The sequence below is a fragment of the Novosphingobium panipatense genome (assembly GCF_900182875.1).
In the GTDB taxonomy this organism is placed as follows: domain Bacteria; phylum Pseudomonadota; class Alphaproteobacteria; order Sphingomonadales; family Sphingomonadaceae; genus Novosphingobium; species Novosphingobium panipatense.
This window is the reverse complement of the sequence record NZ_FXUI01000002.1, coordinates 285,380-300,020: the sequence shown is the minus strand read 5'-3', so window position 1 is coordinate 300,020 and position 14,641 is coordinate 285,380. Positions and strand designations below refer to the sequence as shown.

General features: G+C 65.4%; 11 protein-coding genes, 1 tRNA gene and 1 riboswitch. Of the genes, 1 reads left to right on the top strand and 11 read right to left on the bottom strand.

What is annotated here, in order from left to right; genetic code table 11:
• Positions 1 to 6 precede the first annotated feature (6 nt).
• Entirely contained in the window at positions 7 to 909 is a 903-nt protein-coding gene (locus QOL62_RS04335) for an ABC transporter substrate-binding protein (protein WP_283405321.1), read from the top strand.
• Here QOL62_RS04335 and bluB read toward each other — a convergent pair.
• From bluB to QOL62_RS04280, 11 genes are all read right to left on the bottom strand, one after another.
• Positions 896 to 1,486, bottom strand: a complete 591-nt coding sequence (gene bluB, locus QOL62_RS04330) for a 5,6-dimethylbenzimidazole synthase (protein ID WP_103729870.1) — start codon at positions 1,484 to 1,486, stop codon at positions 896 to 898. The two genes, QOL62_RS04335 and bluB, sit on opposite strands and share 14 nt — an antisense overlap.
• Positions 1,487 to 1,548: 62 nt before the next feature.
• Positions 1,549 to 2,157: a cob(I)yrinic acid a,c-diamide adenosyltransferase gene (gene cobO, locus QOL62_RS04325; RefSeq protein WP_283405320.1), complete on the bottom strand. Its 609-nt coding sequence runs from the start codon at positions 2,155 to 2,157 to the stop codon at positions 1,549 to 1,551.
• Between the two features lie 3 nt (positions 2,158 to 2,160).
• The gene (cobN, locus tag QOL62_RS04320; protein WP_283405319.1) at positions 2,161 to 5,880 is read right to left on the bottom strand and encodes a cobaltochelatase subunit CobN; all 3,720 of its coding nucleotides are present in this window, start codon (positions 5,878 to 5,880) and stop codon (positions 2,161 to 2,163) included.
• Positions 5,880 to 6,938, bottom strand: coding sequence for a cobalamin biosynthesis protein CobW (gene cobW, locus QOL62_RS04315; RefSeq protein WP_283405318.1), 1,059 nt, complete (start codon positions 6,936 to 6,938; stop codon positions 5,880 to 5,882). The genes cobN and cobW overlap by 1 nt, the downstream gene beginning before the upstream one ends.
• Positions 6,935 to 7,918, bottom strand: a complete 984-nt coding sequence (locus tag QOL62_RS04310; RefSeq protein WP_283405317.1) for a DUF6925 family protein — start codon at positions 7,916 to 7,918, stop codon at positions 6,935 to 6,937. The genes cobW and QOL62_RS04310 overlap by 4 nt, the downstream gene beginning before the upstream one ends.
• Positions 7,915 to 8,697 (bottom strand): ABC transporter ATP-binding protein, encoded by a 783-nt coding sequence (locus QOL62_RS04305; protein WP_283405316.1) that lies wholly within the window; start codon positions 8,695 to 8,697, stop codon positions 7,915 to 7,917. The genes QOL62_RS04310 and QOL62_RS04305 overlap by 4 nt, the downstream gene beginning before the upstream one ends.
• The gene (locus tag QOL62_RS04300; RefSeq protein ID WP_283405315.1) at positions 8,694 to 9,677 is read right to left on the bottom strand and encodes a FecCD family ABC transporter permease; all 984 of its coding nucleotides are present in this window, start codon (positions 9,675 to 9,677) and stop codon (positions 8,694 to 8,696) included. The genes QOL62_RS04305 and QOL62_RS04300 overlap by 4 nt, the downstream gene beginning before the upstream one ends.
• Entirely contained in the window at positions 9,677 to 10,582 is a 906-nt protein-coding gene (locus QOL62_RS04295; RefSeq protein ID WP_283405314.1) for an ABC transporter substrate-binding protein, read from the bottom strand. The genes QOL62_RS04300 and QOL62_RS04295 overlap by 1 nt, the downstream gene beginning before the upstream one ends.
• On the bottom strand, positions 10,582 to 12,579 hold the full coding sequence (locus tag QOL62_RS04290; RefSeq protein ID WP_283405313.1) for a TonB-dependent receptor: 1,998 nt from the start codon (positions 12,577 to 12,579) through the stop codon (positions 10,582 to 10,584). Before QOL62_RS04290 ends, QOL62_RS04295 begins: the two co-directional genes overlap by 1 nt.
• Positions 12,580 to 12,792: 213 nt before the next feature.
• A riboswitch (cobalamin riboswitch) is annotated at positions 12,793 to 13,034 on the bottom strand.
• A gap of 179 nt (positions 13,035 to 13,213) precedes the next feature.
• Positions 13,214 to 13,303, bottom strand: a tRNA-Ser gene (locus QOL62_RS04285).
• A gap of 409 nt (positions 13,304 to 13,712) precedes the next feature.
• A complete protein-coding gene (locus QOL62_RS04280; protein ID WP_283405312.1) occupies positions 13,713 to 14,222 on the bottom strand; it encodes an energy transducer TonB family protein in 510 nt (169 codons plus the stop codon).
• Positions 14,223 to 14,641: the final 419 nt, after the last annotated feature.

Sequence of the window (14,641 nt, the reverse complement as noted above, 5' to 3'; positions counted from 1 at the left end):
AATGGCATGTCGCCATTCTCGGAAACGCTGCGCCTTGCCGGACTCGCCCTGATCGGTTCGCTGCTGCTGACAAGCTGCGGCTCGTCGCCGTCCCCGTCCGGGAAGGGGCCGAGCGGGCAAGACGACGCGTGGCCGGAAGGGAAACCCAGCCGAATCGTGTCGCTCAACCTGTGCGCGGATCAGTACCTCCTGGCTCTGGCCGATCGTGAACAGATCGCCGGGCTGACCCGCAATGCGCCGGATCCGGCCATGTCGGCTGCGGCGTCCCGGGCGAGGGGCCTGCCCATTCTCAAGGGCAGTGCAGAGGAAGTCGCTGCGATCGAGCCGGATCTGGTGCTGGGCGCTTCCAAGCGCCGCTCGGACATGCTGGCAGGCCTGCCGCGCGGCAGTTACCGGATAATCGAACCCCCGACAGCACGGAGCTTCGCCGATATCGTGGTCCATATTCGGCAGGTCGCCCGGGCGGTGGGTCATCCGGAGCGTGGAGAGGCGCTGATCGCGAAGATGGAGCGCGATCTGGCTGCGATCCATATGGCGCATGTCGACAGGGTCGCCGCCTACTACCAGCGCCGTGGCTTCCTCACGGGTACGGGGACGTTGGTGGATGATCTCATGCAGCGCAGCGGCGTCACAAATCTTGCCGAGAAGCTGGATAAGCCGATACTTGCCCAACTCAGCCTCGAGGAACTGATCGAGGCCCGGCCCGATTACCTGATCGTGGAAAGCGACAGCGACGAAGTGGTCGATCAGGGCACCGAGATGCTCAACCACCCGCTTCTGAAGGACATTCCGCGCATTCGCCTTCCGCAGGCGTGGACGGTTTGTGGCGGGCCGGCTTACGTCGATGCGGCGCGCAGCCTGTCCCGCCAACTTGCAGAGGCTGAGAAAGCGCGGCTCAACGCTCACTGACGCGATCCTGCCAACACTCGCGCGCCTGCCAGCCGCGACGGTCCAGTTCAGGCCGGTCGGAGGGCTCCTCGGGGTACCCGATGCAAAGCAAGGCCACGAAGTGCCACTCCGGCGGGGTGCAGAGGAGCTGGTTCACGACGGCCGCCTCCAGGATCGAGATCCAGCCAAGGCCGATGCCTCGGCTGCTCGCAGCGAGCCACAGCGTGTGGATCGCAAGAACGGTCGAATAGCGTAGAGCTTCGGGCATCGTCCGGATGCCAAGGCCGTGTCCCGCAGACGGCCGTTCATCGGAATAGACCGCGACGATCTCGGGGGCTTCGCGCACACCATGCAGCTTGAGCGCGTTGTACAACGCCTGGCACTCGCCCTCGTAAGCCTGTCCCGCCTCCATGGCGGTCTCGTCGACATGCCGCGCAAGCGCGACGCGCAGATCAGGGTTGCGCACACGCACGAAGCGCCAGGGCTGGGCGTTGCCGACGGAGGGCGCAAAACGGGTCAGGGCGAACAACTGCTCCATCTCCGCTTCCGGCACAGGTCGACGTTGAAAATGCCGGACGTCGCGTCGCCACTCCAGCAGGGTTTCGAGCGCGCAAGCGGGAGATGTCCGGCCGTCGTCAGGCGTCGAAACGTCAACAGAGGTCAAAACTCGATACCGGCCTGGGCCTTGATGCCCTGCTCCCGAGAAGGATGCTTCACCAGCGTCATCTCCGTCACGAGGTCCGCCATGTCGATCAGTGCCGCCGGAGCGTTGCGGCCGGTGACGATGACGTGAGTGTCCGCAGGTTTGGCACGCAGCACTTCCAGGACTTCGTCGAGAGGAAGGTACTCGTAGCGCAGGACGATGTTGAGCTCGTCCGCCAGCACCATGTCGTAGGTTGGGTCGGCTATCATGCGCCGGACTTCCTCCCAGGCGGCACGTGCCGAGGCGATGTCCTGAGCGCGGTTCTGCGTGTCCCAGGTGAAGCCGTCACCCATTGGCCTGAATTCGACATGTTCAGGGAACCGGCCGAACACCGCCTTCTCGCCGGTATCCATGGCGCCTTTCACGAACTGGACGACACCGACCTTCTTGCCGTGGCCGATAGCACGCAGCACCATGCCGAGCGCAGCCGTGGTCTTGCCCTTGCCCTTGCCTGTATGGACGATCAGTAGGCCTTTTTCAGCGGTCCGCGCCGCCATGATCCTGTCGTGCGCCGCCTGCTTCTTTTTCATCTTGGCGGCGTGCTGTTCCTCGGTCCGTTCGGCCATCGATCATTCTCCTGCAAGCTGGGCGAGCTTCATGCGCGCGCTGTTGGATTTTGGTTGCCAGAGGCCGCGGTCCAGAGCTTCGGCGAGCCTTGCCGCCGTCTCGCGCAGGGCAGCCGGATTGGCCTCGGCCATGAAGGCGCGGACCGCCTCGTCCTCTATGAAGGCCGCGTAGACCGCATCGAAATGGTGGTCGCGCACGGCATGGGTGGTGGCGGCAAAGCCGAAGAGGTAGTCGACCGACGCGGCGATCTCGAAGGCGCCCTTGTAGCCGTGCCGCATGACCCCCGCGATCCATTTGGGATTGGTCACGCGGGCACGCACGATGCGGCCGATCTCATCTTCGAGCGTACGGATGACCGGCCGTTCCGGACGGCTGTGATCGTTGTGGTACGCCTGTGGCCGCCTGCCCGAGAGATGCTCCACCGCCGCAGCGATCCCGCCCTCGAACTGGTAGTAGTCGTCGCTGTCGAGCAAGTCGTGCTCTCGGTTGTCCTGGTTCTGCACGATGGCATCCGTCTGGACGAGGCGGCGGGTGAACAGGTCCCGCTCTGCATCGCCTTCGGTGCCGGCCCCGTAAGCATAGCTACCCCAATCGAGGTAGACGTTCGCGAGGTCGGCACGCTCGTGCCAGATCTTCTCGTCGATCATGGCCTGAAGCCCGGCGCCGTACGCCCCCGGCTTCGATCCAAAGACGCGAAACCCCGCGCGCATGCGGGCGGTCTCGGACGGGTCGCCGGCTTCGATGAGATGAACCGTTTCGGCCCGGTGCCGCGCGGCGGCGGGATTGTCCTCAGGCCCCTCGTTCAGGTCCATGACGGCGCGAGCGGCGCTGTCGAGGAGCGCCATCTGCTCGGGAAAGGCATCGCGAAAGAAGCCGGAGACGCGGAACGTGACGTCGACCCGAGGGCGATCAAGCTCGACCACTGTCATGATCTCAAAGCCGATGACCCGCCCCGAGGTCCAGTCCCAGCGTGGCCTAACACCCATGAGTGCGAGGGCCTGCGCGATGTCATCCCCGCCGGTGCGCATGTTCGCGGTGCCCCAGGCGGAGAGCGCGACTGCCCTGGGGTATTCGCCCTCGCGCTGAAGGTAATCCTCCACAAGGAGCTGTGCCGAGCGATAGCCAAGATCCCAGGCGGTGGCGGTGGGGACGGCGCGGGTATCGACCGAAAAGAAGTTGCGCCCTGTGGGAAGCACTTCGGGCCGGCCGCGGGTGGGCGCACCCGACGGTCCGGGCATGACAAAACGGCCATCGAGGCCGGCGAGGAGAGCGGCGGTCTCGGCAGGTCCGCAGGCATCGACGCGTGCGGCAAGGTCGCCAAGGACGCGCGACATGACAGCCTGCGAGGAAGGGCCGGGGGGAGCCACTCCTTCAACGAGGGCGGCGGCCAGCAGCTCGAGGCGCTCGATAGTGTCGCCGCAGGTTCGCCAGGGAGACGCCGACATATCCGCCAGAACGGGGGGCCTGTCGCCCGACCACGGAGTGGCCATCGTGCAGTCCAGCGGATCGAAGTCGAGCTCCAGATCGGCCGCCATCGCGCGCAGCAGCGACGCCTGACCGGGATGGTCATAGCCGCGAGGGGTACGGGCCAGCGCGACGAGCAGATCGGTGCGCTGGCGTCCCTCTGGGGAGCGGGTGAACACGTGCAGTCCGTCACGGATCTGCAGTTCTTTCAGCTCGCAAAGGTAATTGTCGAGCGCTGCCAGCGCGTCCTCGCCATCGCCCACGGCGCCCGCATCCGTATCGAGCCCCTGCGCACGAGCCAAAGCGAGGATCTCGGTCCTGAGGTGACTGATCCGGCGTGGATCCATTCCGGCAGCGAGATAGTACTCGTCCACCAGCGCCTCGAGCGCCTTGAGAGGCCCGTAACTCTCCGCCCGCGTCAGCGGCGGGGTCAGGTGGTCGATGATGGCAGCCCCGATGCGGCGCTTGGCCTGGGTGCCTTCGCCGGGATCGTTGACGATGAAGGGATAGAGCTGGGGGACGGGCCCCGCGCAGATCTCCGGGAAGCAGCTATCCGAGAGTGCCAGCGCCTTGCCGGGCAGCCATTCAAGGTTCCCGTGCTTTCCAACGTGGACGATGGCGTGCGCCGCGAAGACAGTGTTCAGCCAGAAATGGAAGGCCAGATAGCCATGCGGCGGTACAAGCGCGGGATCGTGGTAGGTGCTCTTGGGATCGATGTTGTAGCCGCGCGCAGGCTGCACCGCGACGACGACATGCCCGAAGCGATGCGCCGGAAGCTGGAAGGCGCCATCGCCGAAGAACGGATCGTTGTTCGGCTCACCCCACCGCGCGACCACCGCTTCGCGCACGCTTTCGGGGAGGCGGGCGAACCGCACGCGATAGTCCTCAAGCGACAGGCTGATCTCGCGTCTGCGCGCCCCTGAGCCCGACGCGTTGGTGATGCCGCCCAACAGGACGTCCATGAGCGCCGGGCCGTCCAGCGGAGCCCCGTCGATCCGATATCCCGCTCCACCGAGCGCGGCGAGGATGGCGGCAGCACTGGCGGGAGTGTCGAGGCCGACACCGTTGCCGAGCCGCCCGTCACGATTGGGATAATTCGCCAGCACAAGCCCGACGCGGCGCTGCGCGGCTGGAGTACGGCGCAGAAGAGCCCAGTTGGCGGCAAGATCGGCGACGAAAGCCACGCGGCCCGGCAGGACTTTGGGAACCACGATTCCGCATTGGGTACGCTCGTCGAAGCGTTCCGCCGCCTTGAAGGCGACAGCGCGCGCGAACAGCCGTCCGTCGACTTCCGGAAGCGCGACGTTCATGGCGAGATCGCGTGGCCCCAGCCCGCGCGCGCTGCCGTTCCAGTCCTCCGCGTCCATGCCTGCGAACACGGTCTGGAGGATGGGACAGTCGGCCTGTTCGAGCACGCTCGCTTGCCGCTGCTCGCCGGGGGAAGAGGCTGCGAAGGACGTCGTGTTCAGGATCACGTCGGGCCGTGCTTCAGCGATCACGCCGCGCAGCCAGTCGACGGCGAATGGCTCCCGCAGCGAACGGACATGTACGGAGAGGACGTTGAGGCCCCGCGCGATCAGCGCACGCACAAGCGCGTCGATGGCATCAAGCGTGCCGGCCATCATCAGCGCTCGGTAAAAGCACACCAGCGCCACCGGACGCCCGGCGATCCAGTCCGCCCGGACATCGGCTATGCTCGGGTGTTCGTTTCCGGCGAGATAGAGCCCCGCATCCGCGATCGTGACGGGTTCATCCGGCGGGCCGGCGTCCCTCCCGATCAGCCGTGCAGCATGGCGTAGGAAGCTGACCGCATTGGCGACACCGCCCTGGCGCAGATAATCTCTCAGGCGCTCGTTGATGTGCTTGGGAAGGGTGGACGCCGCATCGAGCGCGGGGTCCGGCTCGCGGCCATCCGCAATGGCGGCAAAGACGATCCCGTGCTCGCGCGCGGTCCGGGCGATCTCGTCCACTCCATAAGGCCAGTAGGATTTTCCACCCAGAAGCACGACGCAGACGAAGCGGGCCTTGGCTATGACCTTCTCGACATAGAGATCGACCGAATAGGGATGCTTGAGCTGGAGCAGGTTGGCGAGCCGTATCGATGGCGCGCTGTCGCCCAGTGCCGCGGCCGCCTTGGCGAAGCACGCGAGTTCGCTGTCCGCGACCGTGAGAAACACGATCTCGCCCGGGCTCTGGTCGAGGTCGATCGCTTCGTCGCCGTTGGAGACGGTCCCCGGGGTCGCGGACAGCAGGTGCATCAGGCTTGCGCCCCTGCCGGTTGACCCGCCAGGATCGGCGCCAGCGCCGCGCTGATCGCGGCCCGGTCGAGCCCCTTCTGGCCGATGACCACAAGTTGCGACAGCCGTATTTCATCCGGCTTCCACGCGCGGTCGAAGTAATGCTGGATACGCGGGCCCACTGCCTGGATCACCAAGCGAGCGGGGCGACCTTCCACCGCGACCATGCCCTTGACGCGCAGGATGTCGTGCTCGGCGATCAAGGCGGCAAGCGCGGCAAGCAGCGCGTTGCTCCCGGTGGGCTCCCCGCCCTTGACGACGAAGCTCTCAAAGTCGTCGTGATCGTGATCGGGGTCCACGTCATGGTGGGAGGGACGCGTGTCAAGGTCGTCCTCCGCCGCCGCGGTTATGCCCAGCAGCGCGCCGATATCGACGGCGCCGTGATCGGCCCGCACGATCTTCACTCCGGGACGCGTCTCGCCCGCGATCTGGTCCTGAACCGCCGCCAGCACCTCCGCATCGACGAGGTCGGTCTTGTTGAGCACGACCATGTCGGCACAGGCCAGCTGATCCTCGAACAGCTCTTCGAGCGGGCTTTCGTGGTCGAGGCTGGGATCGGCTGCCCGCGCTGCCGCCAGCGCCGCTTCGTCGGTCGCGAAGCGGCCAGCGGCAACGGCATCAGCGTCGATCAGGGCGACCACCCCGTCCACTGTCGCGCGGGTGCGGATGTCGGGCCACTGAAAGGCCTTCACCAGCGGCTTGGGAAGCGCCAGACCCGAGGTCTCGATGATGATGTGCTCGGGCGGGTTCGGGCGGTCCAGCAGCTTCTGCATCGTGGGCAGGAAATCGTCGGCCACGGTGCAGCAGATGCAGCCGTTGGCGAGTTCCACGATGTCCTCCTCAGGACATGCCGCGTCGTTGCAGCCCTTCACGAGCTCGCCATCGACGCCGACGTCCCCGAACTCGTTGATGACGAGGGCGAGGCGCCTGCCGCGTGCGTTCTGCAGGAGGTGGCGGATAAGCGTGGTCTTGCCTGCGCCCAGGAACCCGGTGATGACGGTGGTAGGCACTTTGCTCAAGCGGCTTCTCCTTCTTCGATTTCGAGCGGTTGATGGTCATTCAGCGCGCGCCAAGGGATGACGCGCGCGTCACCGGCTGCGGCAAGCCGCCGCAGCACGATCCGTGCCTTCGCCCGCCCGCGACGGGTGTTCGGCCACGCGGCAAATTCCGGAGCGGCGCCGGTGGTCAGCATGCGGTGCAGCCACTCTTCCACCGCCCGGTCTTCGGGCAGGCCGAAATTGTCGAGATGAGGCGAGAAGGCGGCGTCTATCTCCGGTATGAAGTCCTGCCGCTCTCCCAGCGGGGTTCGCCAGGGGGAGCGGGGATGGACGCTAAGGGCGGACTGCAGGCCATCGGGTATCGGGACGTTCGAGGAATGCGGCCGGTCCTTCGACACCAGCTTGAGCAGCAGGTGCGTGTGCGGGCCGACCGGCGATTGCCCCTCGGGCGGCGGTATCGGCTGAAACACCTCGATACGCCCGGCGGGGGACAGCATGACCCGGTGCGGCTGAGCGCGCAGGATCTGCGTCATGATGGCGGGGCTGGACGCCTGCGACCGTCCCGTATGCTGTTCGAGAATGCCGATTAGTCCTTCGTCCCGCGTCCGTACCGCCATGACAACGTTGCCGGTGCCCACGCCGATGTCGAAGAGGCGGGCGCTCCTGTCCTCGTCGCGCAGGGCACCCCCGTCGCAGCCGATGTCGCGGATGACCTGCGGGGGCGTGGGCGGGCGCTCGCAGCAGAACGCCAGGTGATGGCTCCAGCTCTCGCCGTCGGAAGACAGTGAATCCCAGGCGACAGGCCGGAGCGCCGCTTGCGGAGCGATGCGCATGCCTCCACGCGGCGTGACGATCTCGACGAGGTTCTCACCCCGGCGGATCGCCGCCGGTTCATCCTCGTTCCGGATGAATTCGCCGATGGCGCCGAAGCTGCCGATGCTCCAGCCGTTCGCGGGGTCGGCGGCGAGTTCGGCCATGAGGTTGAACGGTGCAAATGTCATGGAGCCTCCGCGGCAGAAAGAAAACGGACCGTCGTGCCGTCGTTGTCGCGCACGAGCCGCACGGGAATGCCGTAGAGAGCGCTGAGGAGCGCGGGCGTCGCCGCGCTCTCGATCGGACCGGCAGCCATGATCGCGCCGTCGCGGATCGCTACCAGGTCGTCGGCATGATTCAGCGCGAGGTCCAGATCGTGGATAGCGACGATTACGGTGCAGCCTTCGCGGGCGCGGGCCCGTACCCGCCGCATGGCGTCGATGGCATGCCGGGGGTCCAGACCGGCGGTCGGCTCATCCACGATGAGCAGTTCCGGCGCGCTCACGAAGGCGCGGGCCAACATGACGCGCGCGAGCTCCCCGCCCGACAGCGCATTGGCGGGGCGTTCCCGCAGATGCCCGACGTCGCACGATGCCAGCGCCCCTTCGATGGCGGGCAGAAAGCGCTGGGGGAGAGGTCCGAAGGCAGGTAACTGGGGTACAAGACCAAGGGCAACGACACGCTCGACGGTGATCGGCCAGTCGACATCCGCTCGTTGCGGCAGATAGGCACGCCGCCGTGCGAGCTCCCGGCGATGGAGGCGGCTGATATCCGCTCCGTCGAGCGTGACCCGCCCCGCGTCCGGCTGCAGGAGGCCGGCAGCGGCATTCAGCATGGTGCTCTTGCCAGCGCCATTGGGGCCGATCACCGCCGTCACCCGGTGCGCCTGAAACGTGGCGGAGTTCCCGTCCAGCACCTTGCGGCCGCGCCGGAGCACGGTCACCCGATCCAGTTTCAATACGCTCATGCGGTGCGGCTCCGCACATGCATGACGAGCCAGAGGAAGAACGGCGTCCCGATGAGGCTCGTGAAGACGCCGATGTTGAGGGGAGCACCGGCTAGGACGACGGTTCGGGTGGCGATGTCGGCCAGGGTGACCAGCAGAGCGCCGGCAAGCATGGCCGGAACGAGCGCCCGCCCCGGCTGGTACCCGACCAGCGGGCGCACCACGTGCGGCGCCATCAGCCCCACGAACCCGATAGCGCCCGCCGTGGCCGTGGCGGTGCCGACCGAAAGCGCTGTGCCGACGAGGGCCAGCAGACGCGTCCGCGCGACCGGTACGCCGAGGCTCTCGGCTTGCACGTCACCAAGTGCCAGAGTGTCGAGGGCACGTCCGGTGGATAGCAGGAGTGCAAGGCCCGGCACGATGAAAGGCAGCGCCAGTGCCAGGTGGTCCCAGCTGCGGTCACTCAGCGACCCCATGAGCCAGGTCATGATTTCGTAGGCCGCATAAGGGTTGGGCGCGAGGTTGAGCGCGAGCATGACAAGAGCCGTCGAGACCCCGCTGATCGCCACGCCGGCCAGGATCAGCGCCAGCGTACCCCCGGTCCGCGCCAGCAGCAGGACGATGCCTGCGGCGACGAATGCTCCGACGAGGGCGAACACCGGCGCCGCCAGAGGCAGAGCAGCGACAAACCCGAAATAGATCGCGACCACCGCTCCCAGCGATGCGCCCGAGGAAATTCCGAGCAAACCCGGTTCGGCGAGCGGATTGCGGAGCAGCCCCTGCAGTACGGCGCCTGACAAGCCGAGGCTCGCCCCGATGGCAATCGCCAGCATCACCCGTGGAAGCCGTATTTCCGTGACGATCAGGCCCGCAAGATCGGCCTTTCCGGAGAAAGCCGAAGCGAAGGCCTGGTGAGGTGACAGCCACACGGTTCCGGCCAGTGTGGATGCCGTGGCAGTCAGCAGAAGCAGCACCATCAGGGAGGGAGTGAGCCAGCGCATCACAACGTCTTTCCGGCGGCGAAGGGGAGGGGCGCCTGGACCTGCCTGGCAGCTGCCTGCAATTCGCCGCGCAAGCCGGAGATCGCATCCGCCACGAAGGGCGTGCCGCAGACGTAGTAGGACTGGCGCACGGTCAGCGTGCGCGCACCATCCCAGTAGCGCTGTACGAGCCTGTGGCGCTCGACGTTGTCCTGCAGGCCGGCGCGGCGCCCGGTTCCCGCGCCCTTGACGAGCAGAGTAGGGGCCGCGGCCAGCAGGACCTCGACGTCGGGGCGGCCGTAGGTGCTTGCCGGGGGACGGTTCGCGACGTTGACGGCGCCGGCGGCCTCCAGCACCGCATTGTAGAGCGAACCCTCGCTGGCATTGAAGCCGGCGCCGTCCCACGCCGCGACCTGGATGGCGGGTCCGGACTGCCGTGCGAGTTGCGATAGCTGGTGGTCCATGCGCGCGATCAGCGCCTCCCCCCGAGCTTCTTCGCCCACCGCCGCCGCAACCTGCCGTGTTATTGTCCGGATCTCATCGAAGCTGTCGGCATGGGCGACCTCGATCATCGGATAGCCGAGCCGCCTGAGCAGCATGCGGGTGGCCGGTGTCGTGAACGCTCCCGCCACGACAAGATCGGGCTGTTGCTGGACGACCTCTTCGGAAAGCCCGTGGTTGATCGCGACCTTCTGCGCCTCCCGATGCATCAGCGATCCGTCGGGATCGCGCGAAAGCCAGGTCACCGAAGCGATCCGCTCCGGCGGCAGCAGTGCGAGCACGAGCTGATCCGCGCACTGGTTCATCGACATCACCCGCAGGGGCCTGGGCCGGTGCGACGCTGACGAACCTGCTCGTTCCGCGCTGCCGACCGAAACCGGCAACGCGGCAAGGAGCAGCCCCGCGAAAAGGGCTCCAGAACGCATCAGAGGCGTACCCGCACGCCGCCGTAGGCGGCCCGCCCTGGCGTGGAGAACGTGAAGACCTCCTGGTAATCCTCGTCGAAGAGGTTCTCGACGCGGCCGAAGACCTGAAGCGTCCCGGAAATGTCGTAGGTGGCGGCCAGGTTCACCAGTGTAAAGGCCTTCAGGTCCACGAGCAGGCGCTGATACATGGAGTTGAAGGCGTAATCGCGCTGCTGCCCGTTGTGGCGCACGGTCAGCGTGGCCGACACGGGCACGGCCTCGGGCGCGTAGGTCAGGTTGAAGCTCGCGACGTTCTTTGGGCGTCGAACCGCCTGCGTTTCGACTGGAACTGCCGCCTGGTACGATCCATCCGCCGGTGCTGGGTTGACCAGCGCCGTCAGAACCTGCGGGGCCTTGAGATAAGTGTAGCTGGCGTCCACGTGCCAGTCGCCAAGACGGGCCTGAAGGTAGGTTTCGACGCCGCGCTGTTTGGCCACCACATCGTTGTTGATGCTCGTCGAGATGTATTGACCGCCGACCGAGGTGCCGACGGTCTGTATCTGGTTGTCGAACCGGCTGTGGAAGTACGTCGCGCCCAGCGTCAGTGCGCCTTCGAGCAGTCTCTGCTCCATGCCGGCTTCCCATCCGCGCGATCGTTCCGGCTGCAGGTCGGGGTTGCCGATGTACTGGCCGTCGACGTATCCGAAGAGTTCGGAGGAGGTGGGCGCCTTCACGCCCGAGCCATAGGCGGCGTGAATGCGCGTGCCGTTCGGGAAAAGGTAGCTGCCGGTAACCCGCGCGGTGGAGGCATCCTGGAAATAGTCGTTCGCGTCAATGCGTGCGGACGCGCCGAGTGCCAGCCTGTCATCGACGGTGACGTCGTATTGAGCAACGAAGCCCAGCGTGTCGACCTGCCGCGTACCGGTAAAGGCGTAGCCGGTAGGATCGACGTTGCGAAACTCCTCCCGCTCTGCATCGACGGCCAGCGTGAAGCGGTTCTTCACCCGCTCGTTGCCGAAGCGCAGCGTGTTCTCAAACGAACCGCGATAACGCCGGCCGCGATTGCCGTAGCTGTAGCCGTAGGCGGCAAAAGCGTCACGGTTGGCATCGGTGAGTTGCCCGGAAAGCGCCGTGGTCACGGCATCGTCGAACAGGCTCAACTCCGCGCGGACGAGGCCGTAGAATGCCTTGTTTCGGTAGTATGAGCCGGGCGTATCGATTGTGGTGATGACCGGATAGCCACGCACGACCGGCGAGGAGTCGTCGATCGCCTGATCGTTGAGGTCGGCCTTGGTATAGCTGTAGCGAGCAACGGCGGTGACCTTGAAGTCCGGCGTCGGCGTCCAGTTCAGCTTGCCCGACAGTCCGAGACTGTCGGAACCCAGATCGCGGTCTCCCGCAGGAGCGGTCGGATAGCCCTCGGTGGTGAGATAGCTACCGGATAGGGCGTAGTCGAATGTATCGCCCACAATACCCGCAGCGCGACCTGCCGTCGAAACCGTGCCGAATGAGCCACCCTCCACACGCGCGGTGAAGCCGGGCGCTTCGCGTCCCGAAAGCGTGGTATATGTGACGACGCCGCCTATCGCATCCGAACCATAGAGCGACGACTGCTGGCCGCGCAGGACTTCGACGCGGGCGGCTTCATCGGCGATGAGGGTGCCGAAATCAAATTCCCCGTGGAACGGGTCGGACGCCTTGATGCCATCGATGAAGACCAGCACATGATTGCCTTCCGAACCGCGGATGCGGATCTGGGTCAGGCCGCCGATCGCACCCGTCCGATTCACGGCGACGCCGGGAACGTCGCGCAGGACGTCGGACAGGACCCGCGTCTGGCGATTCTCAAGTGCTTCGCTGTCCAGAACCGTAATGGAGGAGCCGATCAGGTCGGCCGGAATGGCATCGCCCGAACGCGATGCGGTAACGACGATGTTCGTGTCGTCCGTCGCGCCGGTTTCGGCCAGCGCCGGCGTTGCCGCCAAGAGTGGGATCAGGGAAACAAAAGTCTTGGTCACGGCTGTTAAGCCTCCGCACGCCGAGCAACGTCAGGGCAGGGGCGTGCCGCCGGCAGCCCGTCAGCCGGTGAGGCAAACGGACGAACGAACGGTCGGCGCACGCCCACGGGCGGGCGCATGTCGCCCGCGATCGCGCACCGATGCGGCCCCGCCGCAAGGTTCGTCGCTCAGACGGAGATTGACCGTGCCGTGACCATCCCCTGGATCAAGGCAAGAGCGACCGGTGCGCTGGCAGGTCTCCTGGCTTGCGGGTCATCGCTTGATGCACGGCCTTCCCGGATCTCGCATCTTCATGCGTTCGATCCAGTGACCTGTCTGCCGATGGCACGGCCGACAATGTGCACTTCGCTCACCGCTCACAGTTGCAGGGACAGCCTCGGATTGGGATGGCGTGAACCATCCGCACCGCGTTCCCGTTTTAAGTCCTCTCGGACACCAGCGCGATCATGAACGTCCGCACACGCGAACATTCGCCGCCGCTCATAGGGCGCTGTGCGAGGAAAGCCAATCGCAGAATGCATCGTTCGGGCACGCCCAGACGATACGATGGTATGGCAATCGCCTGCGCGGCGAAATCGAGCGCTTGTCGCCCCTGAATATAAAGAACGCAGGGACGTGTTTGCCGGGAAGAGGCTGGCGGACAGGGTGGGATTCGAACCCACGGTGAGCTTGCACCCACGGCGGTTTTCAAGACCGCTGCCTTAAACCACTCGGCCACCTGTCCGCATACCGTCTAGTCCTGCCGATCCTGCACTTTCGTCGGTTCGCCATCAAGATGGAACCGCTTGGTGCGCGTCGCCTTCTGTGCCTTCCCTTCGGGGCTGGCGCTTCGGGAGACAGATAGGCCGGGTACTCTTCGGTCTGTCTGATGGTTGAGTGCCCTAGCTGTTTTTGCGGAGCATACAAGGTCTGTCCGCCACTGCTCGAAGCAATTGCGTCGATATCTTCCAAATCTCACCGAGAGGACAGGGGGGCAGGTGGGTATGCGCTGCCGGAATCAAGGCAGCCGCTGTACGCGTGTCATGCGACGGTAGGCCTTTTATGATGCGGCAAAAAAGCCCCGTCCTTCGGGGGATCGGGTTGAAGCCGAAGAACGGGGCGCAGGTGGTGTAAGGACGACTTGGTCTGCTGGACTACCCCCCTGAAGGGACAAGCTCCAGAACGCCGGCTAGCTGTTCTCCTTGATTGTACCACGCGTTGCTTTGAGCGGCTTCTTCTCTCATCTTCGCAAGTTGACGCTCTGCCTCGCCGTGGGAATTGGCGTACAGTACTCTGACGACATACAACTGGTCATGCTTCAGTCCGGGCGGGAGGGGGTGAAGCGTGGCAATCTTGTTGACCGCTCTCAAAGTTTCCCGGTCCAGATCACGGTGTCCTGACGATTTGAGGAGCGCGACGCCAGCCGGCGCTCCGGATTCACTGCAGTTGAACTTGACGGCCACCACGCCGCTACTTGGCCGCTGGGGACCGAAAGGCTCGGGATACCTGATCTCCCGGTCGATATCCTTGAAAACGCGATCGGACCAGCTTGCCAAAGTTGGCGGAGAGGCCGTGACAATTGTTTCGGCGTGGGCGGAGACTGTCGATCCGTAGGGCAGTATTGTTGCCACCGCCACCCAGGCGGTAATTTCTATTCTTTTCATGGCACAATGTCCCAAGTAGGTCGCTATGAAAGGCGAAAACACTTTGGGCGGACGCCACCTGTACGAGCGGGCTTTGTATATCAAGCGCAGGACTCGGTGGCCGGGGTAGACTGCGCCATATTTGTTCTTTGGTCTAGTGCTTTTACGAAATATTATGTTGCCGCGTATCTGCGATAGTAAATCTTTGTTTTAAAGCACTGTTCCCGATCACGTACATCATGGTTCCGTTCAACCGTATGGACGGACCGTCCGGCACGTGGCGAAGCCGACGATCAATCCTCACATGGCGTCAGGAGGTATGTTGGCTGCTCGGCACAAAGGGCCGGTTTTTGCCCTGTCGCGAGGGGCGGAGTGTCGATGAAGACCATGCAGCATGCGGTGGATGTCCCCCGACGCATGTCCTTCACCATTTGCAACCG